At 71.8% G+C, this 23,709-nt stretch carries 18 protein-coding genes; 7 read left to right on the top strand and 11 right to left on the bottom strand.

Translation table 11 applies throughout. The features are described from left to right. Window positions 1-21: 21 nt before the first annotated feature. Window positions 22-414, bottom strand: coding sequence for a PIN domain-containing protein (locus BLW57_RS10395; protein WP_093473909.1), 393 nt, complete (start codon window positions 412-414; stop codon window positions 22-24). Window positions 415-563: 149 nt separating this feature from the next. On the opposite strand from BLW57_RS10395, the gene BLW57_RS10390 reads away from it, so the two are divergent. Continuing rightward, window positions 564-1,667, top strand: a complete 1,104-nt coding sequence (locus tag BLW57_RS10390; protein ID WP_093480638.1) for a DUF8189 domain-containing protein — start codon at window positions 564-566, stop codon at window positions 1,665-1,667. An 85-nt stretch (window positions 1,668-1,752) separates the two neighbouring features. Here the strand turns inward: BLW57_RS10390 and BLW57_RS10385 are convergent, their stop codons facing one another. Then, window positions 1,753-2,844 carry an LCP family protein gene (locus BLW57_RS10385; RefSeq protein ID WP_093473907.1) on the bottom strand — a complete coding sequence of 364 codons (1,092 nt, stop codon included), beginning with the start codon at window positions 2,842-2,844 and terminating at the stop codon, window positions 1,753-1,755. A 372-nt stretch (window positions 2,845-3,216) separates the two neighbouring features. On the opposite strand from BLW57_RS10385, the gene BLW57_RS10380 reads away from it, so the two are divergent. After that, window positions 3,217-7,116 (top strand): bifunctional glycosyltransferase/CDP-glycerol:glycerophosphate glycerophosphotransferase, encoded by a 3,900-nt coding sequence (locus BLW57_RS10380; RefSeq protein ID WP_093473906.1) that lies wholly within the window; start codon window positions 3,217-3,219, stop codon window positions 7,114-7,116. 97 nt (window positions 7,117-7,213) lie between these two features. Here BLW57_RS10380 and BLW57_RS10375 read toward each other — a convergent pair whose 3' ends face one another. Continuing rightward, entirely contained in the window at window positions 7,214-8,122 is a 909-nt protein-coding gene (locus BLW57_RS10375) for an endonuclease/exonuclease/phosphatase family protein (protein WP_093473904.1), read from the bottom strand. A 94-nt stretch (window positions 8,123-8,216) separates the two neighbouring features. Here BLW57_RS10375 and BLW57_RS10370 point away from each other — a divergent pair, with 94 nt between their 5' ends. Continuing rightward, complete coding sequence (locus BLW57_RS10370) at window positions 8,217-9,737, top strand: hypothetical protein (RefSeq protein WP_093473903.1); 1,521 nt, start codon at window positions 8,217-8,219, stop codon at window positions 9,735-9,737. Between the two features lie 58 nt (window positions 9,738-9,795). Here the strand turns inward: BLW57_RS10370 and BLW57_RS10365 are convergent, their stop codons facing one another. The 5 genes from BLW57_RS10365 to BLW57_RS10345 form a co-directional block, all read right to left on the bottom strand. After that, entirely contained in the window at window positions 9,796-11,925 is a 2,130-nt protein-coding gene (locus BLW57_RS10365; protein WP_093473901.1) for a 3-hydroxyacyl-CoA dehydrogenase NAD-binding domain-containing protein, read from the bottom strand. Next, complete coding sequence (locus BLW57_RS10360; RefSeq protein WP_093473900.1) at window positions 11,922-13,142, bottom strand: thiolase family protein; 1,221 nt, start codon at window positions 13,140-13,142, stop codon at window positions 11,922-11,924. The genes BLW57_RS10365 and BLW57_RS10360 overlap by 4 nt, the downstream gene beginning before the upstream one ends. A gap of 301 nt (window positions 13,143-13,443) precedes the next feature. After that, window positions 13,444-14,733: an HRDC domain-containing protein gene (locus BLW57_RS10355; protein ID WP_093473899.1), complete on the bottom strand. Its 1,290-nt coding sequence runs from the start codon at window positions 14,731-14,733 to the stop codon at window positions 13,444-13,446. A gap of 147 nt (window positions 14,734-14,880) precedes the next feature. Then, a complete protein-coding gene (locus BLW57_RS10350) occupies window positions 14,881-15,540 on the bottom strand; it encodes a response regulator transcription factor (RefSeq protein ID WP_093473897.1) in 660 nt (219 codons plus the stop codon). A gap of 281 nt (window positions 15,541-15,821) precedes the next feature. Next, window positions 15,822-16,493 carry a DUF3000 domain-containing protein gene (locus tag BLW57_RS10345; protein WP_093473896.1) on the bottom strand — a complete coding sequence of 224 codons (672 nt, stop codon included), beginning with the start codon at window positions 16,491-16,493 and terminating at the stop codon, window positions 15,822-15,824. 98 nt (window positions 16,494-16,591) lie between these two features. Between BLW57_RS10345 and hemE the strand changes: the two genes are divergently transcribed. After that, a complete protein-coding gene (gene hemE, locus BLW57_RS10340; RefSeq protein WP_093473894.1) occupies window positions 16,592-17,659 on the top strand; it encodes a uroporphyrinogen decarboxylase in 1,068 nt (355 codons plus the stop codon). A 1-nt stretch (window position 17,660) separates the two neighbouring features. On the opposite strand, the gene BLW57_RS10335 is transcribed toward hemE, so the two are convergent. Further along, window positions 17,661-18,485: a rhomboid family intramembrane serine protease gene (locus BLW57_RS10335; RefSeq protein WP_093473893.1), complete on the bottom strand. Its 825-nt coding sequence runs from the start codon at window positions 18,483-18,485 to the stop codon at window positions 17,661-17,663. Window positions 18,486-18,577: 92 nt separating this feature from the next. On the opposite strand from BLW57_RS10335, the gene BLW57_RS10330 reads away from it, so the two are divergent. Further along, window positions 18,578-18,865 (top strand): hypothetical protein, encoded by a 288-nt coding sequence (locus BLW57_RS10330; protein ID WP_093473891.1) that lies wholly within the window; start codon window positions 18,578-18,580, stop codon window positions 18,863-18,865. On the opposite strand, the gene BLW57_RS10325 is transcribed toward BLW57_RS10330, so the two are convergent. Continuing rightward, the gene (locus BLW57_RS10325) at window positions 18,849-20,273 is read right to left on the bottom strand and encodes an FAD-dependent oxidoreductase (protein WP_093473890.1); all 1,425 of its coding nucleotides are present in this window, start codon (window positions 20,271-20,273) and stop codon (window positions 18,849-18,851) included. The two genes, BLW57_RS10330 and BLW57_RS10325, sit on opposite strands and share 17 nt — an antisense overlap. A 27-nt stretch (window positions 20,274-20,300) precedes the next feature. Then, the gene (locus BLW57_RS10320; protein WP_093473888.1) at window positions 20,301-21,272 is read right to left on the bottom strand and encodes a DUF4349 domain-containing protein; all 972 of its coding nucleotides are present in this window, start codon (window positions 21,270-21,272) and stop codon (window positions 20,301-20,303) included. 230 nt (window positions 21,273-21,502) lie between these two features. Between BLW57_RS10320 and hemG the strand changes: the two genes are divergently transcribed. Together hemG and hemQ are read left to right on the top strand one after the other, a co-directional pair. Continuing rightward, window positions 21,503-22,972 carry a protoporphyrinogen oxidase gene (gene hemG, locus BLW57_RS10315; protein ID WP_093473886.1) on the top strand — a complete coding sequence of 490 codons (1,470 nt, stop codon included), beginning with the start codon at window positions 21,503-21,505 and terminating at the stop codon, window positions 22,970-22,972. A gap of 5 nt (window positions 22,973-22,977) precedes the next feature. Continuing rightward, complete coding sequence (gene hemQ / locus BLW57_RS10310; RefSeq protein WP_093473885.1) at window positions 22,978-23,709, top strand: hydrogen peroxide-dependent heme synthase; 732 nt, start codon at window positions 22,978-22,980, stop codon at window positions 23,707-23,709.

Genomic DNA, 23,709 nt, shown 5'->3' with positions numbered 1-23,709 from the left:
GGCCGCTGCCGCCGGCCCGGGTCAGCCGAGTACCGCGCGCGGGCCGGCCACCTCGGCGCCCAGGCCGGTCACCCGCCGGCGCAGCTCCCGGTCGGCGGTGATCACGAGGCGGGGCCGGCCGGCGTGCTCGGCGGCCAGCTCCACGATCCGGTCGTCGCCGCTGCCGGGCGCGGACTCCACCCGGACACCCGGCACCGACTCCACGCCACGCGCCGCACCCTCGACCACCAGCACGATCTCCACGGGCGCAGGCGGGCCCGGCAGCCCCGCACCGGCCAGCCGGTCGCGGAGGCGCTCGGCGGCACCCCGGCGGTCGCGCCACCAGCCGTCGGGCCGCGATCCGACGACGTTGGCGCCGTCCACGATGACGAGCAGCGGGTCGTCCGCGTCCGGGGAGCGGGGAGCGTCGGTCATGGCCCAAGGGTAGAGGTGAGCCGCGGCACGCCCCCTGTGCGCCGGGACGGTGGAGGCTGGGGAACGCTTGCGCGAAGAGCATATGATGGTTCGAGTTTCAGGGTTCCCGTGGCCGTGATGCGGCGGACTTCAGGAAGGTGCACGAGGCCATGCGGAGAAGGCAGGCGGGCCCCGTGGAGGCCGCCCGCCCGGTGGGGCGCTCAGGTGAGGGACAGGGACGGGTCGCGTCCGGGGTCGCTCACGGCAACTGGCTCACCCGGGGCAAGGACGGCCGGCTCACCCTCTACGCGCCCACGGACGGCGGACTCCTGCGCTGGACGGAGACCACGGCCGGCGGCCCCGAATGGAGCGGCCCGCACTTCGTGGCCGTGCCGGGGCTCACCGAGCTGACCGTGGTCCAGGGCGCCGACGGCTACGTCCACTTCCTCGGGCGCCGCGAGCGCACCAAGGCCGACGGCTCGCCGAACGTCGACATCGTGCACGCCATCCAGTACCAGACGGGCCTCGCCTTCACCGACTGGCGTTCGCTCGGCACCCCGCACCCCGACGGGGACGTGGGCCGGCCGGCCGGCGCGGTCGCGCAGGACGGCACGGTGCACGTCTTCGTGCGCGGCGGCCACGGCGGCCTGATGCTGCGCCGCGAGGCCCCGAACGGCAAGTGGCGGGCGTGGGAGGACCTGCACGGCAACGGCCTCGACGGGCCGCCCGCCTCGGTCGTCCTGGCGAGCGGCCGGATGGAGGTCTGCGCCGCGGCCGGGACCGGCGTGCTGATCTGGCGTCAGTCCGCGCCCGGCGGGGACTTCGGCAGCCCGCGCGGCTTCTCGCTGCGCGCGGCGCCCGGCACCCTCGCCGCTGCCGAGACAGCGCCCGACCGGGCCACGTTCTTCTGGAGGGAGGCGGACAGCGGTGTCGCCGCGGCCTGGCGGATCGGCGGCTGGCCGACCATGCTCGGCGGGTCCGCGGCCGAGCGGCCGTACGCGGTGCTGCGCACCGATCTGGACGGCTACGACTGCCTCGTCCTCGCCTACCGGGACCAGGACGGCTCGCCCGTGCTGGGGATGGGCGGCACCGAGAACGAGGAGGCCGGGTTCTGGTGGTACGTCCTGGCCGAGGCCTGCCAGGGCGGCCCGGCACTGGCGCGGGACGGCCGGGGCCGTGTGGTCATGGCGCTCATCGGCCCCGACGGCGCGCCCAAGGTGGCCCGTCAGGAGGACGGCGCCGGACTCTCCCTGACCCACTGGCACAGGCTCTGATCCACCGACGCGCCGGAGTTCCGGCGCACGGACGCACGGTGCCGGCCGGCCGCTGAAGCAGCGGCCGGCCGGCACCGTGGTGTCGTCAGCCGCCCGTCGCGGGCGACTTCTTCGCCGACTCGGGGATCTCGGCGTCCGACCGGATCGCCTTCCAGAGCTGGGTGGCCTGCGGCTCCGCCGCCACGACACGGTTGGGGTCGACCTTGTCGTACGCCACCGGCAGCATGATCGTTTCCATGGTGGACGGGTCGACGCCGTTCAGACTGCGGCCGAACTCCGCCAGTTTGGAGAGCGAGGCGAGGTCGGAGTCGGTGGTGAGCGCGGCGGTGAGCTCGTCGGCGATCTTGTAGGTCTTGGTGGGGCTGCCCAGGAGGTCCTGCTTCTTGATCTCGGAGAGCAGCGCGATCATGAACTGCTGCTGCAGTCCGATCCGGCCGAGGTCGCTGCCGTCGCCTATCCCGTGCCGGGTGCGGACGAACTGCAACGCCTGCGTGCCGTCCAGCCGGTGCGATCCGGCGGACAGGTCCAGGCCGCTGGAGGAGTCGTGGATGTCCTTGTCCACGGTGACGTCCACGCCGCCTATCGCGTCCACCAGCCCCTTGAAGCCGGCGAAGTCGATCTCGACGTAGTGGTCCATGCGGACCCCCGAGATCTGCTCGACGGTCTTGACCACGCAGGCCGGACCCACCTGGGAATAGATGGAGTTGAACATCACACGCTTCGCGGAGGCCACCTCGGTGCCGTCCGTCTTCGTGCAGTCGGGCCGGGTCACCAGGGTGTCGCGGGGGATGCTGATCGCGACGGCCTTGGTGCGGCCCTCGGGTATGTGCATCACGAGCGCGGTGTCCGAGCGCGCGCCGGAGACGTTGCCCGTGTGCAGGGAGGCGTTGGCGCCGGCCCGTGAGTCGGACCCCAGGATCAGGATGTTCTGACCCGACGTGGGCAGCTTCTGCGGGCGGTCGTCACCGATCGCCTTGTCGATGTCGACGCCCTTGATGTTGTCGTTGAGGTCGCTGTAGAGCCAGTAGCCCACGCCGCCCGCGGCCAGCAGCAGGACCAGGACGGACAGCAGCACGATGCGGCCCCAGCGCCTCTTGCCGCCCCGCGGCTTTCGCCGCCCGCCGTTCGACGCGCCCCGGCGGGCACGCCGCGGCTCGGTGGTGGCGCTGTGCGTCATCGCCTTCGGTTCCTCTCCTCACGGGCTCCGCGATGCGGAGGATCGGGGCCCGGGTGGGGGGAGGCCGGCCCAATGCTGTGGATGCAGTGGGAGAACTATAGGCATCTCGCCAAGGGGATTTGGGGGGCGGGTGACGATACCCAGGGACTGAGATGGATGGCACATGAACAAGTCTTGACCACTGGTAAGAGTGAAATAAGATGTGGTTCATCTGTGAACAACGGTGGAGGGGGTTTTACCGGGGTCACAGGTGCGGATGGTGCACGGCCGGCAAGGGGGTCGGCCCGGGTGCACGGCCGCTTTGAGGGTGGGGCGTCCGGTACGGGACTGTTCGATGTCCCGGTGGACGAAATGTCTGGGTAGGAGTGCGAGTTGGCGGATCATCCGCGCCTGAGTGTCGTCGTTCCCTTTCAGGATGTCGAGCACTACCTGGCCGAATGCCTGGAGTCGATCGCCCGTCAGTCGTTCCGCGACTTCGAGGTGATCCTCGTCGACGACGGCTCCAGCGACGGTTCGGTGCGCATCGCCGCCGACTTCTGCGCCGCGGACCCGCGCTTCAAGCTCATCCGCCAGCACGCGCACGGCCCCGGGCACGCCCGGAACGCGGGCCTGCGCTCCCTGCACCCGCACGCGGAGTTCCTCGCGTTCGTGGACGGCGACGACGTCATCCCCGAATACGCCTACGAGCTGCTGATCCGCACCCTCGACGAATCCGCGGCGGACTTCGTCTCGGGCAACGTGCAGATGATGAACTCCACCAAGAAGTGGCAGTCACCGCTGCACAAGGGGCCGATGCAGAAGAACCGGCGCGGCACCCACATCACGAAGTTCGACGCCCTGATCTACGACCGCACGGTGTGGAACAAGGTGTTCCGGCGGTCCTTCTGGGACGGCAACGGGATCCGGTTCCCCGAGGGAGTTCTGTACGAGGACTCCTGGGTCAACATGTACGCCCACTTCCGTGCCGAGAAGGTCGACGTCCTCACGGACGTCGTCTACTACTGGCGCCGCCGTGAGGGCGGAGCCGCCCCGTCCATCACCCAGCGCTACACCGAGCTGTCGAACCTGCGCGACCGTGTCACGGCCGTGCAGACGGTCAGCCGCTTCCTCGCCGAGCAGGGCTCGCGCGCGTACCTGGACAGCAAGCGCAAGTACGACCTCGCGTGCCTGAAGTCCGACCTGCTGCTGCACCTGAAGGTACTCCCGGACGCCGACGAGGAGTACCGCGAGTCGTTCATGCGGTGGGCGAACGAGTTCCTCGACGAGGCGGACCTCACCGTCATCGACGAACTGCCCGCCGAGGCCCGGGTCAAGTGGCTCCTGGTGCGCGAGGACCGGCTGCCGCAGCTCCTCGAGGTCCTGGAGTTCGAGCGCCGCGGCGGCCCGCTGCCCGTGCACCGCCGCTTCCACCGCTACCTGAACTACCCCGGCCTCGGGGACCGGGAGGTCGGCCTCGACAAGAAGGCGTACCGGCTGGACAAGGAGTTCTCCCTGCACGGCGCCCTGAGCGCCGCGCGCTGGAGCGAGAACTCGGACCTGCTCACGCTCAGCGGGACCGCCTACGTCCGCTTCATCAACGTGCACAAGAAGCACATGTCGGTGAAGGCGATCGCCCTGCGCAACAAGAAGCAGGGCCGGATGGTCGTCACGCCGGCGAAGACCACGTACGCACCGCAGGCCACCGAGAACTCGGCGCAGAATCGTTACTGCTACGACTGGGCCGGCTTCGAGACGCGGATCGACACGACGCGCCTGAAGCAGAAGGGCAAGTGGGTCGAGGGCACCTGGGACGTCGCGGCCGGCGTCCTCAGCCGCGGCCTCTTCCGCTACCGGGGCATCAACCGCGGCGGCGCCGGCAGCGCCGCCAACCCGCCGTACCGGTACGTCGACAAGAACACCCGCATCCTGCCGCTGTTCCTCCAGGACAAGCTGAAGCTGCGCGTGGAGGTCGTGCGCTGCCGGATCACCAGCCACCGCCTCGTCGGCGACCAGCTGGAGCTGCGCGGCGTCTATCTCGGTCCCAAGGTCCCGGACTGGGGCAAGCTCCGGGTGACCAGCATGAGCGGCGCCGGACGGCACGACGGCCGGGTGTGGTTCACCCCGGGCGGCGACGGCTGGTGCACCTTCGCGGCCAGGATCCCGCTGCGCCACCTGGTCCCGAAGTTCCGGGCCGACGCCCAGGCGGGCACGGACATCCCGCAGTCCTGGAGCATGGGCAGCAACGGCTGGAAGACCACCTTCCACGTCGAGGGGCGCAAGGCGCCCATCTACCCGGTGGTCGCGGAGGACACCGAGGACGGCTTCTACCGCATGCCCGCCGCGCTCCAGACCCGCGAGGGCGACCGGGAGGTCGTCGTCCACCGCAACGGCTCCGGCTACCTGGTGCTCTTCGAGCGCGCCGCCCTGCCGATGGCCACGCACGTGGCCTGGCGGGAGGACGGCTCGATGGAGATCCAGGGCCGGTACGACACCGCCGACCGCCTGACCCCCGAGCAGTACCGGGCCGCGCACCTGGTCGTGCGCTCGCGTGCGCACGGCGCGGAACGCACCGTCCCGCTGGTCTGGGACGGCTCCCGGTTCGGCGCGGTCCTCAGCCCCGCCGCCATGCGCACGCTCGCCGGGGAGATCCCCCTCGCCGCCGGCCGGTGGGACTTCTTCCTGCGCCGCCAGGACCTCTCGGCGGTCGCCCGCGAGGACCGGCTCGAGGACCTGATGGTCAAGCTCCACCAGGACGTCGTCGGCGCGTTCCCCCAGGACTACGAGCGCGGCGAGCGCCGCTACGAGATCCAGGCCGAGGCGTACGACCGGCTCTCCGTGATGGTCCACTCGGCCATGCCCGACCATGCCCGCGGCCCCTACCGCCAGAAGCAGCTGCGCACCCGGGCCTACCCGGCGGCGCGCCGCGCACCGGTGCGTCAAGCGGTCCTCTTCGACGCCTTCAAGGGCACCCAGTACTCCGACAGCCCGCGGGCCCTGCACGAGGAACTCGTCCGCCGCGGCACGGATCTGGAACACCTCTGGGTCGTACGGGACGACCAGGTGCAGGTGCCGGCCACGGCGAAGCCGGTGCGCATGTGGTCGCCCGAGTGGTACGACGCCCTCGCGCGCAGCCGGTACGTCGTCGCCAACAACCACCTCCCCGACTGGTTCCAGAAGCGCGAGGGCCAGGTCGTCGTGCAGACCTGGCACGGCACCCCGCTGAAGAAGATCGGCCACGACATCGAGGCCATCCACTTCGCCGACCAGCGCTACCTGGAGCGGGTCGAGAAGGAGGTGCAGAACTGGGACATGCTGGTCTCGCCCAACAGCTTCTCCACCCCGATCCTCAAGCGGGCCTTCGGCTTCCCCGGGGAGATGGTGGAGTCGGGCTACCCGCGCAACGACATCCTGCGCCGGCCGGGCATGGAGGAGCGGGAGCGGGAGATCCGGCGGCGCATCGGTCTGCCCGAGGGTAAGCGCGTGGTGATGTACGCGCCCACCTGGCGCGACGACCAGTTCTACGCTCCGGGCAAGTACAAGCTCGACTTCCGGGTCGACCTCGACGACGCGCGCGCCCGACTCGGCGCCGACCACGTGCTCCTGGTGCGCCGCCATCCGAACGTGGTGGACCCGGTGCCGGGCGCCGGCGACGGATTCGTCTTCGACGTCTCCGACTACCCCGACATGGCCGACCTGTCGCTCATCACGGACGTGATGATCACGGACTACTCGTCCCTGATGTTCGACTACGTCAACACCGGGCGGCCCATCCTCTTCTTCACCTACGACCTGGACCACTACCGCGACACGCTGCGCGGCTTCTACTTCGACTTCGAGAACAGCGCCCCCGGCCCGCTGCTGTACCGCTCCGAGGACCTGGTGACCGCCATTCGCGGGATCGACCGGATCCAGCAGCACTACGCGGAGCGCTACCGCTGGTTCCAGCGCGAGTTCTGCGACCTGGACGACGGCTACGCGTCCGCGCGGCTCGCCGACCGGATGCTGGTCGCAGGCGGTGACCTCGCGCCCGGGGACGCGCACGCCCCGGCGGTCGGTACCGTCGACACCCGCCACACCGTGCGGGCGCTCACCCCGATCCACCAGTGGCACGACCACAACTGGTTCGCCGCGCCGCAGACGGCCGCCCAGCAGCCCCCCGCCGGCCACGCCACCCACCTGGTGGACGCGGTGCCCGGCCAGCCCCACCCCGGCACCTGGTCCGCTCCGGCCGGGCAGTTCCCCGCGGCCGCGGCCTCCCCGGACGGCCGGGCGTACGAGGGCGTGGTCGTGTGACGCCGGTCCGTGCCACGGCGAACGGCTGCCGGCAGCCATGACCTCGCCGGTGAACCAGCCGCAGGCGCCCGTCCGCGCCCGCCGGGCCGGCCAACCGTCAGCGCGTCCGGACCCGCAGGAGCAGGGCGTAGTGGTCGGACGCGCCGGTACCGCGCACCGAGCAGTCGAGGCGGGGCAGGTCGGAGAACAGGTAGTCGATCTTGTGCCCCGAGACATGCGTGGGCCGGCCGGAGCGGGACGACGCGGACGCCTGATCGCACTCCCGCTGGGCGCGGTAGGGCCCGGCCGGCCATATCCAGGAGTCGGGGTCGCGCGGCCCCGGTGGGTCGGTGTTGAGGTCACCGCCGTACACCGTGCGCCCCGGCACCGCCGCCGCCAGTGCCTTCAACTGGTCGTCGCGGAGCTCCCAGTCCGGGTGGGCGCGGTCGTCCCCCGGCCTGCTGAGATGAGCGGTGCACACCCGGACGCCCTGGTCCGCGACCGTGGCGCACAGGATGCCGCGCCGCAGCCCCACGGCGGGCTGACGCGACTCCACCGGCTCGACGGCCGACAGCCGGTACGCCGACAGCAGCGCGACACCGGCGGCACCCTGCCCGGCTCCGGCGCAGCGCACCGTGGTCGTACGCCCCGTGACGCCGCGCCAGGTGTAGGGCCGGAACTCGGTGTGCCAGGAGGCGCCGAGGTCCGCGCGCACCCTGTCCAGATCACCGGCGCAGACCTCCTGCAGGAAGAACACCCGCGCGCCGGACCGGGAGGCCATCGCCTCCAGCGCGTTCCTCTTGGCGGTGGGGCTCCCGGTGCTGCGGCAGTTCCACTGCTCGACGCCGCACATGTTCCAGGTGGCCACGGTGAGGGTGCGCCGCGGCGCCGCGGACCGCGCCGGCCCGGACAGCTGGGCCGACGCCACCGCTGTCACGAGGCCCAGCAGTGCCGCCGCGACGGCCACCGGGCCGCGCCACCGGGAGCCGCCGGAGCCGGCCGCCGACGCGGAACTGGTCCGAAACATCAGGACATCATGTCCGATCAACTGATCATTGGCCAATCATCCGGTACGCCGCACCCGACCGACTTCGAAGCACAACCGAGAGTGGAGTCCGTACATGTCCAAATCACCCGCGACAGGGCGGCAACTGCTCAACGGGATCGAAGCCTCCGGGACGTTCCCCGTCGAATACCGGTTCGCCCACGCCAAGAACGGCAACAGGCACCTGGTCGTCGTCTTCGCCAACTTCTCGGCGCCCGACGACTACGGCTGGTCCAACGGCGTCTTCGACAACGTCAGGGCGAACATCCTCTGGATCCGTGACCGGTTCCAGGGCATGAACAGCTACTACCTGTGCCAGGACATGGACTTCTCGCTGGAGCAGTCCGTCGCCACGCTCATCTTCAACGTCATGAAGGCGCTCTCCCTCACCCCCGACGACGTCACCATGTGGGGCGGCTCCAAGGGCGGCAGCGCGGCCCTCTACTTCGGGCTGCGGTACGGCTTCCGCAACATCGTCTCGATCGTCCCGCAGTTCCTCGTCGGCACGTACGTCGCCACCGTCCACCCCAAGGTCGCCGCGTTCATGCTGGGCGAGGGGGTGCCGGAGGAGAACGTGCGCGCCGTGGACGCGATCCTGCCCGAGCTGGTGCGTTCGGGAACCAACAGGGAGGCCAACATCTACCTGCTCTCCTCTCCGCAGGACGAGCAGTACACGGCCCAGGTGGAACCCTTCCTCGGCCTCTTCCAGGGCTACGAGAACTTCAACTTCATCTACAGCGAATCGCCGTTCATCACCGACCACACCCAGGTCACCCGGCGCAACGTCCCCGCGCTCATGGGCATCGTCAACCTTCTGGCCGACGGGATGCCGCCGCGCCTGGGCTTCGTGCGCAACGGCTACGAGGAGCCCGACCGCGACAAGTCGGGGATCAACGCCTACCTGTCCGGCACCTCGATGGTGAAGGACTCGCACAGCTTCCCGCCGCCGACGGTGCTGGCCCCCGCCTTCAACGCCGAAGTCCCCATGACCGGAGCCGTGTTCACCGGCGTCGCGCCCGGCGCCGTCCGGGTGAGCCTGTGGGAGCACGGCAAGTTCCTCGGCTCGCCGCCCGTCGCCCCCGACGGCACGTGGACCTGGGAGCTGAACCGGTCCTGGACCAAGGGCAAGCACCTCGTCAGGCTCTTCGCGGTGAACGGCGAGGGCTTCCACTCCGAGCGGTCCGAGGTGCCGTTCACCGCGGTGGACGCACCGGCCGTCCCGTCCTTCGCCTCCGGTCAGGGGATGCCGGACGCCAGGGTGTCAACGGTCGGGCACAGCGAGGCGGCGCCCATGGTGCTCGCACCCGTCGCCCACGAGCAGGTGATGGACGCCCGCGTGGTCTTCAGCGGGGCCGCCCCGGGCGCCGCGCAGATCGGGTTCCGGGAGAACGGGGTGCTGCTGGGCGGCGCCGCGGTCGCTCCCAACGGCAGCTGGTCATGGGACTCGGGCTGGCCGTGGAGCCCCGGCGTGCACATCGTCGACGTCTTCGCCGTGGACACCGCGGGCGGCGAATCGGCCGTGACCCAGGTGCCGTTCACCGTCATGGACGTCCCGGCCGGAGCGGGCGCGGTGCCCTACTACGGCGGCACCTACTGAGCGACGCGACAGGGGGCCTCCGCCACGGCGGAGGCCCCCTGTCGTGCACCGATCGGCGTTACGCCGGGACGCTCGCCACGCCCGGAGCCAGGAACTTCTTGCCGTTCACGCGCTCCGAGACACCCTCGCGGTCCAGGTACGGCGTGATGCCGCCCAGGTGGAAGGGCCAGCCGGCGCCCGTGATGAGGCACAGGTCGATGTCCTGGGCCTCGGCGACGACGCCCTCGTCGAGCATGAGCCCGATCTCCTGCGCCACCGCGTCGAGCACCCGCGCCCGCACCTGCTCCTCGGTCAGCACGACGTCGCCCTGCTTCAGCAGCGCGGCGACCTCCGGGTCCAGCTCCGGCTTGCCGCTGTCGTAGACGTAGAAGCCGCGCTTGCCCGCCTTGACGACGGCCGCGAGGTTCGGGGAGACCGTGAAGCGGTCCGGGAAGGCCCGGTTGAGGGTCTCCGAGACGTGCAGACCGATCGCCGGGCCGACCAGCTCCAGCAGCACCAGCGGGGACATCGGCAGACCGAGCGGCTCGATGGCCTTCTCGGCGACCTCGACCGGGGTGCCCTCGTCGATGACGTTCTGGATCTCGCCCATGAAGCGGGTCAGGATGCGGTTCACGACGAACGCCGGGGCGTCCTTGGTGAGGACCGCGGTCTTCTTCAGCTTCTTGGCGACGGCGAACGCGGTCGCGAGGGACGCGTCGTCGGTCTGCTCGCCGCGGACGATCTCCAGCAGCGGCAGCACCGCGACCGGGTTGAAGAAGTGGAAGCCGACGACCCGCTCGGGGTGCTGCAGCTTCGACGCCATCTCCGTCACCGACAGCGAGGAGGTGTTGGTGGCGAGGATCGCGTGCGCCGGGGCGACCGCCTCGACCTCCGCGAACACCTGCTGCTTGACGCCGATCTCCTCGAAGACGGCCTCGATGACGAAGTCGGCGTCGGAGAAGCCCTCGGCCTTGTCCAGGACACCGGTCACCAGCGCCTTGAGGCGGTTGGCCTTGTCCTGGTTGATCCGGCCCTTGCCGAGCAGCTTCTCGATCTCGGCGTGGACGTAGCCCACACCCTTGTCGATGCGCTCCTGGTCGATGTCGGTCAGCACGACCGGCACCTCGAGGCGGCGCAGGAAGAGCAGGGCGAGCTGCGAGGCCATCAGACCGGCGCCGACGACGCCGACCTTGGTGACCGGGCGGGCCAGGCTCTTGTCCGGGGCGCCCGCGGGACGCTTGCCGCGCTTCTGCACCAGGTTGAACGCGTAGATGCCGGAGCGCAGTTCGCCACCCATGATCAGGTCGGCGAGGGCCTGGTCCTCGGCGTCGAAGCCCTGCTGCAGGTCGCCGTCCTTGGCGGCCGCGATGATGTCGAGGGCGCGGTAGGCGGCCGGGGCCGCGCCGTGCACCTTGGAGTCCGCGATGAAGCGGCCCTTGGCGACGGCCTCGTCCCAGCCCTCGCCGCGGTCGATCGCGGGACGCTCGACCTTGACGTCGCCCTTGAGCACCTGGGCGGTCCAGATCAGCGACTGCTCCAGGAAGTCGGCACCCTCGAAGAGGGCGTCGGCGATGCCCAGGTCGAAGACCTGCTTGCCCTTGAGCTGCTTGTTCTGGTTCAGGGAGTTCTCGATGATGACCGAGACGGCCTTCTCGGCGCCGATCAGGTTCGGCAGCAGCGCGCAGCCGCCCCAGCCCGGGACGAGACCGAGGAAGACCTCGGGCAGCGAGAACGCCGGGATCGCCTTGGAGACGGTCCGGTAGGTGCAGTGCAGGCCGACCTCGACGCCGCCGCCCATGGCCGCGCCGTTGTAGTAGGCGAAGGTCGGGACCGCGAGGGACGCGAGGCGCTTGAAGACCTCGTGGCCGCCCTTGCCGATGGCCAGCGCGTCCTCGTGCCGCTTCAGCAGCTCGACGCCCTTGAGGTCGGCGCCGACGGCGAAGATGAACGGCTTGCCGGTGACACCGGCACCGACGATCGTGCCGTCGGCCGCCTCCTTCTCCACCTGGTCGATCGCGGCGTTGAGGTTCGCCAGCGACTGCGGGCCGAAGGTGGTCGGCTTGGTGTGGTCCAGGCCGTTGTCCAGCGTGATCAACGCGAACCGGCCGGCACCGAACGGCAGGTCGAAGTGGCGTACGTGCGCCTGCGTGACGACCTCGTCCGGGAACAGCTCGGCCGCGCCCTTCAGGAGTTCAGCGGTGGTGCTCACTTGTCGCCTCCGTCGAAGTGCGGGTTCTCCCAGATGACCGTCGCGCCCATGCCGAAGCCGACGCACATGGTGGTGAGGCCGTAGCGGACCTGCGGCTGCTCCTCGAACTGGCGGGCCAGCTGCGTCATCAGACGGACGCCGGAGGAGGCGAGCGGGTGACCGAAGGCGATCGCGCCGCCGTACTGGTTGACGCGCTCGTCGTCGTCCGCGATGCCGTAGTGGTCGAGGAAGGCCAGGACCTGGACGGCGAAGGCCTCGTTGATCTCGAACAGGCCGATGTCGGAGATGGACAGGCCCGCCTGGGTGAGGGCCTTCTCCGTGGCCGGGATCGGGCCGTAGCCCATGACCTCGGGCTCCACACCCGCGAAGGAGTAGGAGACGAGGCGCATCTTGACGGGCAGGCCGTTCTCGCGGGCGAAGTCCTCGCTCGCGATGAGCGACGCGGTGGCGCCGTCGTTCAGACCGGCCGCGTTGCCGGCGGTGACCCGGCCGTGCACGCGGAACGGCGTCTTGAGACCCGAGAGGCTCTCCAGGGTCGTACCCGGGCGCATCGGCTCGTCGGCGGTGACGAGGCCCCAGCCGGTCTCGCCGCCCTCGGGGCTGGTCCGGCGCACCGAGATCGGCACGAGGTCCTGCTGGATCTTGCCGTTGGCGTACGCCTTGGCGGCCTTCTCCTGCGAGCGCACCGCGTACTCGTCGGCGCGCTGCTTGGTGATGTTCGGGTAGCGGTCGTGCAGGTTCTCCGCCGTCATGCCCATGAACAGGGCCGACTCGTCGACCAGCTTCTCGCTGACGAACCGCGGGTTGGGGTCCACGCCCTCGCCCATCGGGTGGCGGCCCATGTGCTCGACACCGCCGGCGACGGCGACGTCGTACGCGCCGAAGGCGACGGAACCGGCGACCGCGGTGACGGCGGTCAGGGCGCCGGCGCACATGCGGTCGATGGAGTAACCGGGTACGGACTGCGGCAGACCGGCGAGGATGCCGGCGGTGCGGCCGATGGTCAGGCCCTGGTCGCCGATCTGCGTGGTCGCGGCGATGGCGACCTCGTCGATCTTCTTGGGGTCCAGGCCGGGGTTGCGGCGCAGCAGCTCCCGGATCGCCTTCACGACGAGGTCGTCGGCACGGGTCTCGTGGTAGATGCCCTTCGGGCCCGCCTTGCCGAACGGGGTGCGGACGCCGTCGACGAAGACGACGTCCCTGACGGTACGAGGCACGATGGCTCTCCTCCAGGGTGCGGGATGGCACTGCTGCGTTGCGCTGAGCGCGCGCTCAGGACCCATGCTACTTATGAGTAACGTAGCTGCACAGTCCTGCCGGAGGGAGCGGCGAAGGTCACACCGGGAAGCCGGTGCCGAACGAGGGCAGGGCGCGGCCGTGCGCGAGGGCCGCGCACGTCGGGATGGCTTGATCTCGATGCGCCGGTGGCGCCGGCGGCCCGCCCGTCGGGGCGCGGAGGACCGCCGCGACCAGCCATGACGATCCCGCGGCTGCCGGTGCGGCCCGTCCCGCGGTGGATCAGGCGTCGTTCGTCGCCAGTGCGGCGACCAGCACCGGAGTCACCTGCTCCACCTGCCACGGACGCGCGCCGTAGTCCGCCAGCGCCGTCCGCACGGCCGGGGCGTCCGCGACCGCGGGCGGCTCCCAGCACAGCCGCCGGACCGTGTCCGGGGACACCAGGTTCTCCTGGGGCATGCCGAGCTCCTCGGCCAGTGCCGAGACCCCGGCCCGGGCGGCGGACAGCCGAGCGGCGGCGGCCGGGTCCTTGTCGGCCCACGCACGCGGCGGCGGCGGGCCGGTCACCGGCTGGCCCGGCTGCGGCAGCGCGGCGTCGGGGAGGGCCCTGGCCCGGTCGACGGCGGCCTGCCACTGCTCCAGCTGCCGGCGGCCCATCCGGTGCCCGAACCCGTTCAGCGCGGACAGCGCGTGCACGCCGGAGGGGAGGGCGAGTGCGGCTTCCACGATCGCGGCGTCGCTCAGCACCTTGCCCGGTGACACGTCCCTGCGCTGCGCGATGCGGTCCCGGGTCTGCCACAGCTCCCGGACGACGCCCAGCTGCCTGCGCCGGCGCACCTTGTGCATCCCGGACGTCCGGCGCCAGGGGTCCTTGCGGGGCTCGGCGGGCGGCGCGGCCGCGATCGCGTCGAACTCCTGCAGGGCCCACTCCAGCTTGCCCTGCCGGTCCAGCTCCTTCTCCAGGGCGTCGCGCAGGTCGACGAGGAGCTCGACGTCCAGGGCGGCGTAGCGCAGCCAGGGCTCGGGCAGCGGCCGGGTCGACCAGTCGACGGCCGAGTGGCCCTTCTCCAGGACGTAGCCGAGGACGCCCTCGACCATGGCGCCGAGGCCCACCCGGGGGAAGCCGGCGAGCCGGCCGGCCAGCTCGGTGTCGAAGATGCGGGTCGGGACCATGCCTATCTCGCGCAGACAGGGCAGGTCCTGGGTGGCCGCGTGCAGCACCCACTCGACGCCGGACAGCGCGGCGCCCAGGCCGGACAGGTCCGGGCAGGCGACGGGGTCGATCAGTGCGGTGCCGGCGCCCTCGCGGCGCAGCTGCACCAGGTAGGCCCGCTGGCCGTACCGGTAGCCGGAGGCGCGCTCGGCGTCCACGGCCACGGGGCCGGTGCCGGCGGCGAACGCGGCGACGACCTCGGCGAGGGCCGCCTCGTCGGCGATCACGGGCGGAATGCCCTCGCGGGGCTCGAGCAGCGGTGTCGGCGCCCCCGCCTCAGAAGATCCGGCGTCTTCGGGAGGCGTGCCTCCGCTGGTGCGCAGGGAACTGTCTGCTGCGGTGTCTTGGGCGTCGGTCACCTGTCAAGGGTATCGGTGTGTGGAAGGCGCCCGTCGCCGGAACGTTCCGTCGACGGGCGCCCGAGGGTCGTAAACCAGTCAGGTCGGTGAAACTTCCGGTTCACACGAGAGAACCGGTGATTCCGCCGAGCGGGGCATGGAGTGGGGTCAGTGGATGATTCCGGTACGGAGGGCCACCGCCACCATGCCGGCACGGTCGCCGGTGCCCAGCTTGCGGGCGATGCGGGCCAGGTGGCTCTTGACGGTGAGGGCGGACAGGCCCATGGAGACGCCGATGGCCTTGTTCGACTGGCCTTCGGCGACCAGCCGCAGCACCTCGACCTCACGCCCGGACAGCTCCCGGTAGCCACCCGGGTGGCTCGGGGCACCCGGGGGACGGCGGTGCATGCGGGCGGCGCCGCCGAGGGGAGCGGCACCGGGCCGGCTGGGGAGGCCGATGTTGGTGCGGGTGCCGGTGACGACGTAGCCCTTGACCCCTCCGGCCAGGGCGTTGCGGACCGCGCCGATGTCGTCGGCGGCGGAGAGGGCCAGGCCGTTGGGCCAGCCCGCGGCGCGGGTCTCGGACAGCAGGGTCAGGCCGGAGCCGTCGGGCAGGTGGACGTCGGCGACGCAGATGTCGCGCGGGTTGCCGATGCGGGGACGAGCCTCCGCGACGGACGAGGCTTCGATGACGTCGCGTACTCCGAGGGCCCACAGATGGCGGGTGACGGTGGAACGGACACGCGGGTCGGCCACGACCACCATGGCGGTCGGCTTGTTCGGGCGGTAGGCGACCAGGCTTGCGGGCTGCTCGAGGAGAACGGACACCAGGCCTCCTGGGTGGGGGGAAGGGGCCGGCTTTGGGGAGGAAGCCGGGACGAACCGTGCTTTCAAGGTCACAGTCGTCTTCGGCAGCAAACTCGTCCGCCTTTAGAGAATGATCACGATCTAGTGAGTAACAATCTGTGCAATTCGGACACGCGATCGATCATCCGAAGATCGAATCGGTTCGAGCGGATGCGATTCGAGTGCGGAAAGTGGCCGTATCGACAAAGAGAGGGTCAATAAGGCGTCCGTCGGAGTGGTGTCGGCGGATCGGCGCGGTCAGGTCACCGCGACTGCGGACCCCTGCGCTGCGGCAGGGTCACCACCGAGGCGTCGCCGGGACCGGCCGGCGGCAGACCGCCGACCTGCGCCAGCAGATCGCACCAGGCGGCCAGGTGCGCGGCCGTGTCCGGCACCCCGCCCATGCCCTCGCGGGGCGTCCAGGACGCCCGGATCTCGATCTGCGAGGCGGCCGGCCGCTCGGCCAGGCCGCCGAAGTAGTGCGAACTCGCACGCGTGATCGTGCCGCTCGGCTCGCCGTAGCCGAGTCCCCGCCCCTGGAGCGCACCGGTCAGCCACGACCAGCACACCTCCGGCAGCAGCGGATCGGCCGCCATCTCCGGTTCCAGCTCCGCGCGCACCAGCGTCACCAGCCGGAACGTCCCCTGCCAGGCATCGTGCCCGGCCGGGTCGTGCAGCAGCACCAGCCGCCCGTCGGCGAGCTCCTGCTCGCCGTCGACCACCACCGCCTCCAGCGCGTACGCGTGCGGGGCGAGCCGCTGCGGCGCGGGTGTCGGCTCCACCTCGACCTGCGGGCGCACCCGCGCGGCGCGCAGCGCGTCCACCGCGGCCCGGAACGCGGGCGGCAGTCCACCGCCCGTACCCCCCTGCGCGGTGTCCTTCGCGTCGTCCATTCCGTCAGCGCCGTCCGACAGTCGTCCCTGAGCCGCAGCCATGCGGGGAAGAGTAAGGGGAACAGGGCCCGTGTGCAGGGAGGGACACCCCCGAAGGGCAGGCGCACTTCTCCTTCCCGGGCCGTGGGAGACTTGCCGTCGTGAGTGCCAACGGAAGCCCTTCGGGCCAGCAGCCGACAGCGACGTACGACAGCGCCTTCCTCAAGGCGTGCAGGCGCGAAGCCGTACCGCACACCCCCGTGTGGTTCATGCGCCAGGCCGGCCGCTCCCTGCCCGAGTACCGCAAGGTGCGCGAGGGCGTTCCGATGCTCCAGTCCTGCATGATGCCCGAGCTGGTCACCGAGATCACGCTCCAGCCGGTGCGGCGGCACGGCGTGGACGCGGCGATCTACTTCAGCGACATCGTCGTCCCGCTCAAGGCCATCGGCATCGACCTCGACATCAAGCCCGGTGTCGGCCCGGTCGTCGAGCAGCCGATCCGCACCCGCGCCGACCTGGCCCGGCTGCGCGATCTCACCCCCGAGGACGTCCCCTACGTCACCGAGGCGATCGGCCAGCTCACCCGCGAGCTGGGTGCCACCCCGCTGATCGGTTTCGCGGGCGCCCCGTTCACCCTCGCTAGCTACCTGGTCGAGGGCGGCCCCTCACGCACGTACGAGAACGCCAAGGCGATGATGTACGGCGACCCGGAGCTCTGGGCCGACCTGCTCGACCGGCTCGCCGACATCACGGCCGCCTTCCTGAAGGTGCAGATCGAGGCCGGCGCGAGCGCGGTCCAGCTGTTCGACTCCTGGGTCGGCTCGCTGGCGCCGGCGGACTACCGCCGCTCGGTGATGCCCGCTTCCGCGAAGGTCTTCGACGCGGTCGCCGGGTACGGCGTCCCGCGCATCCACTTCGGTGTCGGCACCGGTGAGCTGCTGCGGCTCATGGGCGAGGCCGGCGCGGACGTCGTCGGTGTCGACTGGCGCGTGCCGATGGACGAGGCGGTGCGCCGCGTCGGCCCCGGCAAGGCGCTCCAGGGCAACCTCGACCCCACCGTCCTGTTCACCGACAAGGACACCGTCGAGGCCAAGGCCGGTGAGGTGCTTCAGGCGGCCGCCGGTCTGGAGGGCCACGTCTTCAACCTCGGCCACGGTGTCATGCCGAACACCGACCCGGACGCGCTGACCCGGCTGGTCGAGTACGTCCACACGCGCACCGCGCGCTGACTCACCAGGTGTAGTACGGCCGCGCCCGCCTGCCGAACAGCAGGCCGGGCGGTTCCGGCGGGGCGGGCGTGCCCGGCTTGAGCGGCCACGCCAGCAGCATGCCCGCCACGAAGCCTGCCACGTGGGCCGTGTACGCCACCGTCCCGGCGCCGGAGACGCCGTGCCCGGAGGAGTACACCGCCTGGAGCACGAACCAGAAGCCCAGCACCATCCAGGCGGGCAGCCGGAGCGGCAGGAAGACCAGGAACGGCACGAGCACCCACACCCGGGCCTTCGGATACAGCACCAGGTAGGCCCCGAGAACGCCGGCCACGGCACCGGAGGCGCCGATCAGCGGGTCGCCCGAGGAGGCGTTGAGGAGCGCGAAGCCGTAGCCGGCCGCGTAGCCGCAGACGACGTAGAAGAGGAAGTACCGGACGTGGCCCATCCGGTCCTCGACGTTGTTGCCGAAGATCAGCAGGAACAGCATGTTCCCCAGCAGATGCAGCCAGCCCCCGTGCAGGAACATCGCCGTGAGGACCGACAGCGCCGGTGACTTGTGGTACCCGGGCGGGCCGACGACGCAGCCCGGGCCGTGCGGGCCCACGCCGACCTCGCCCGTGGGCACCAGCCGCGGCAGCTGATGGTGGATCAGCTCCTTCGGGACCGCCGCGTACTGGTCCATGAAGGCCTGGAGATGGCACAGCCGCACCAGTTCGCCGTCACCGGCCACGGAGCCGGCCAGACCGGGCGTGGTGAGGAACACGAGCACATTGGCCGCGATGAGCGCGTACGTCACCCAGGGGGTGCGGCGCACCGGGTTCACGTCATGGACGGGAATGACCACACAGGAGTACTGCCCGCGACGGGGCCCGTGAACCGGTGAACGCCGGCGGGCACCCGTGCGTATCCCTCCGTAACCGACGTGAGGATCAGGCGATGACGAACGCTCCGCAGGTTTCGGCCATGCACGCTCTGCCCGACGGCGAGGCAGAGCTGACCTTGGTGGTACGCCTCCCCTGGGAGGACGTGGCGCGGCTCGGCCAGGAGGCGGGGCGGCTCGCCGTGCAGATGCAGCGGCCCGTGACGCTGGACGAGGCGGTGGGTCATCGCCTGCGCTCCACCCGCCCGTCCGCGTCCCACGCCAAGCCCTCCGCGGAGCAGCCCCCGGCCGTGACGTCGAACGCGGGGGTCACCTCGCTGCCGCGGATCAGCGGGACGGCGTAGGGGGGTGCGCGGCCACGGCCGCGCGCACCTTCGCGGTCGCCTTCCTCGCCGCCACCAGGACCGGGTCCCACACCGGTGAGAACGGGGGTGCGTAGCCCAGGTCCAGGGCCGTCATCTGTTCCACCGTCATCTGCGCGGTCAGCGCCACCGCGGCGATGTCCACGCGCTTGGCGGCCCCCTCCCGGCCGACGATCTGGACGCCGAGCAGCCGTCCCGTGCGGCGCTCGGCGAGCATCTTGACCGTCATGGGGGAGGCGCCCGGGTAGTAGCCCGCCCGGCTCGTCGACTCGACGGTGACCGTCTCGAACCGCAGGCCCACCCGGTGCGCGTCCTTCTCGCGCAGTCCGGTGCGGGCGATCTCCAGGTCGCAGACCTTGCTGACGGCCGTGCCGACCACACCCGGGAACGTGGCGTAACCGCCGCCCGCGTTGGTGCCGATGACCTGGCCGTGCTTGTTGGCGTGGGTGCCGAGCGGGACGTACTGCTCCTGGCCGGAGACCAGGTTCAGCACCTCCACGCAGTCGCCGCCCGCCCAGATGTTCTCGTGGCCGCGCACCCGCATCGCGAGGTCGGTGAGCAGGCCGCCGTGGGCGCCGAGAGGCAGACCCGCCGACCGGGCGAGGGCCGTCTCCGGACGGACGCCGATACCGAGGATCACCAGGTCCGCCGGGTACTCGGCGTCCTCGGTGGCCACCGCGCGGACCCGGCCGTCCTCGCCGGTGAGCAGCTTGGTGACCTCGGCGTCGTTCACCATGGTGATGCCGAGGCCCTCCATGGCCCGGTGCACCATGCGGCCCATGTCCGGGTCGAGCGTCGACATCGGCTCTTTGCCGCGGTTGACGACCGTCACCTCGAAACCGCGGTTGATCATCGCCTCGGCCATCTCCACGCCGATGTACCCGGCACCCACGACCACCGCCCGGCGGCCGCGCGTGCGGGCCAGCGTGTCGAGCAGGGCCTGGCCGTCGTCCAGCGTCTGCACACCGTGCACGCCGGGGGCGTCCACACCGGGCAGGTCCGGGCGGACCGGCCGGGCACCGGTGGCGATCACGAGCTTGTCGTACGGCGTCCAGGACTCGGCGCCGGAGTCGACGTCACGCGCCCGCACCCGCTGCCCGGGCACGTCGATCCCGACGACCTCGGTGCGCAGCCGCAGATCGATGCCGCGCGCCCGGTGCTCCTCGGGCGTACGGGCGATCAACCGGTCGCGCTCGACGACCTCGCCGCCCACCCAGTACGGGATGCCGCACGCCGAGTAGGAGGTGAAGTGGCCGCGCTCGAAGGCCACGATCTCCAGTTCGTCCCGGCCCCTCAGCCGGCGTGCCTGCGATGCCGCGGACAGTCCCGCGGCATCGCCGCCGATCACGACCAGCCGTTCCGTCCCGCCCCGCGCAGCGCTCATGCTCATGGGAACACGCTACGGGGCGCGAGCATTTCAGTCCCGGTCCGCCTCCCGCGCGGTGTCCGGCGCCGGACGGGCCGAGGGCAGCGGGCCCACCGTCGTCGCCGGCGCGGGCCCGGCACGGCGCGGCAGCCGGGGGCGTACGACCCGCAGCCACACCACGGCCAGCAGCGCCGCGAACGCCGCGAACGGCAGCGCGGCGCCGAGCGCGAGGACGATCCAGCGCAGGATGGTGACGAACACGTGCCAGCCGCCCGCCAGCGCGTCCACGATCCCGGGCGTGTCGTCGTGGGTGGCCTTCTTCACGGGCGTCTCGGACAGCGAGAGGGTGATGGTGGCCAGGCTGGTGCGGTCCTTCAGGGACGCCTGCCGGGCCAGCAGGGCCTCCAGATCCGCCTGACGACTGCTCAGTTCGCCCTCCAGTGTGACCACGTCGCTCAGCTTCGTCGCCCGGTCCATCAGCGCCCGGATCCGGTTCACACTGGCCCGCTGGGACCTGATCCGGCTCTCCACGTCCACGACCTGGTCGGTGACGTCCACCGCCTTCGCCGTGCGGTCGACCAGCCGGCCCGTGCCCTGCAGCGAGGTGAGGACCTCGTCGTACTTCTCGGTGGGCACGCGCAGCACGACCCGGGTGTTCTCGTGGCCGTCGGAGTCCCGGGTCGTGCTCTCGTCGCCGACGAAGCCGCCCACTCCCTCGGCGGCCGACCGTGCCGAGGACAGGGCCTTCGGCACGTCCTTCACCTCGACGGTGAGGGACGCGGTGCGGATGATCGCGCTCGGGGCGAGGTCGGGCGTCCTGGGCGCCGACTTCCCCTTGTCTGCCGCCGCGCCGGAGCCGCTGTCCTGCCGGGCCTCGGCGCCCGCGGCGGACTTCGAGTCACCGCCCGAGTCGTTCGCGCCGCTGCACCCGGCGAGCGCGAGGGACGCGGCGAGCAGGACCCCGGCGAGGGTCCGGACGGAGCGCGCGGATCGTGCGGATCCGGTGGATCGTTGCGTGTGCATGGGCGGCAACCCCCGATGACTGAGAACGACGACTGAGAACGACGACTGAGACGCAGGACTGTGACCGGTGACCGGTGACGCTTCTTCGACGGCGGGGGCCGCCGGAACGTTGGGGCCCGCCGGTCCCGAAGCGGTCACGGTCCGGACTCGGCCCGGACACCGGGACCCGCGCGGTGGGGCAGCCCCAGGTCCCGGCGGGCATGCCGACGGGGTCTGAGAGAGTGGGGGACATGAGCGCAACGGGTACGCGAGCAGGGCATGTCGTCGTCATCGGGGCCGGTATCGCCGGGCTGGCCGCCGCCCACCGGCTGCTCGGGCGGGGCGCGCGCGTGACCGTGCTGGAGGCCTCCGGCCGGGTCGGCGGCAAGCTGCTGCCCGGCGAGATCGCGGGCGCCCGGGTCGACCTGGGCGCCGAGTCGATGCTCGCCCGCCGGCCCGAGGCCGTCGCCCTGGCCCGCGAGGTGGGTCTCGCCGAGCGGCTGCGGACCCCGGCCACCGCGACCGCCTCGATCTGGACCCGCGGCGCCCTGCGCCCCATGCCCAAGGGGCATGTGATGGGCGTGCCCGGCACCGCCGCCGCCCTCACCGGCGTCCTGTCCGACGAGGGCCTGGCCCGCATCGAGCGGGACGCGGACCTGCCCCGCACCGAGGTCGGCGACGACGTGGCCGTGGGGGAGTACGTGGCGGCCCGGCTCGGCCACGAAGTCGTCGACCGGCTCGTCGAGCCCCTGCTCGGCGGTGTCTACGCGGGCGACGCCTACCGCATCTCGCTGCGCTCCGCCGTGCCGCAGCTCTACCAGGCGGCGCTCACCCACGACTCCCTGACGGAGGCGGTCCGCGAGATCCAGGCGAAGGCGGCCGCCGCCCGGCAGACCGGCCCGGTGTTCATGGGCATCGAGGGTGGCGTCGGCACCCTCCCGCTGTCGGTGGCCGCCTCGGTGCGGGCCCGCGGGGGCGAGATCCGCACCGGCACGCAGGTGCGGGAGCTGCGCCGCGCGGGCACGGCGGACCGGCCGGACGCCGGCTGGCGCGTCCTGGCCGGCGACCGGGAACTGCACGCGGACGCCGTCGTCCTCGCCGTCCCCGCCCCCGCCGCCGCCGGCCTGCTGCGCGCCGAGTCCCCGGCGGCCGCCGCCGAACTGGACGCCGTCGAGTACGCCTCGATGGCCCTGGTCACCCTCGCCTACCGGCGCGCCGGCCTGCGCCTGCCCGAGGGCAGCGGCTTCCTGGTGCCGCCGGTCGACGGCCGCACCATCAAGGCGTCGACCTTCGCCTCCCAGAAGTGGGGGTGGATCGCCGAGGAGGACCCCGACGTGGTCGTGGTCCGCACCTCCGTCGGCCGCCACGGCGAGACGGCGGTCCTCGGGCGGGACGACGCCGACCTCGTGGAGATCTCCCGGCACGACCTGCGCGAGGCCACCGGCGTGGACGCCGTGCCCGTGGCGGCGCGCGTCACCCGCTGGACCGACGGCCTGCCCCAGTACCCCGTCGGGCACCACGCGCGCGTGGCCCGCATCCGCGCGCACGTGGCCGCACTGCCGGCCCTCGCGGTGTGCGGCGCGCAGTACGACGGCGTCGGCATCCCCGCGTGCGTCGCGAGCGCGAACGCGGCGGTGGACCAGCTCGACGGCGACCTGCGCGCGGTCCGTGAGCTGACGGCGAACCCGGTGCAGAGCCTGCACGGCGGCGCGGGACAATAGGGACCATGAGTGACGACGCCTCCACCACCGAGTCCGGCAGGATCCCGAACAAGGGCAAGCTGGCCAAGGACCTCAACGAGGTCATCCGCTACACCCTCTGGTCGGTCTTCAAGCTGAAGGACGTGCTGCCCGAGGACCGCGCGGGATACGCCGACGAGGTCCAGGAGCTGTTCGACCAGCTCGCCGCCAAGGACGTGACGGTCCGCGGCACCTACGACGTCTCCGGTCTGCGCGCCGACGCCGACCTCATGATCTGGTGGCACGCCGAGACCAGCGACCAGCTCCAGGAGGCGTACAACCTCTTCCGGCGCACCAGGCTGGGCCGCGCGCTGGAGCCGGTCTGGTCGAACATGGCGCTGCACCGCCCCGCCGAGTTCAACCGCTCGCACATCCCGGCATTCCTCGCCGACGAGACGCCCCGCAACTACGTGAGCGTCTACCCCTTCGTGCGCTCCTACGACTGGTACCTGCTCCCCGACGAGGACCGCCGCCGCATGCTCGCCGACCACGGCAAGATGGCCCGCGGCTACCCGGACGTGCGCGCCAACACGGTCGCCTCGTTCTCCCTCGGCGACTACGAGTGGGTGCTGGCCTTCGAGGCCGACGAGCTGTACCGCATCGTCGACCTCATGCGCCACCTGCGCGGCTCCGAGGCCCGCAGGCACGTCCGCGAGGAGGTGCCCTTCTACACCGGCCGCCGCAAGTCGGTGGCGGAGCTGGTCGCGGGCCTGGCCTGA

Origin of the sequence: Streptomyces sp. 1222.5, from assembly GCF_900105245.1 — a bacterium.
In the GTDB taxonomy this organism is placed as follows: domain Bacteria; phylum Actinomycetota; class Actinomycetes; order Streptomycetales; family Streptomycetaceae; genus Streptomyces; species Streptomyces albidocamelliae.
The sequence above is the reverse complement of the archived record's forward strand: the minus strand, read 5'-3'. Positions and strand labels throughout refer to the sequence as shown.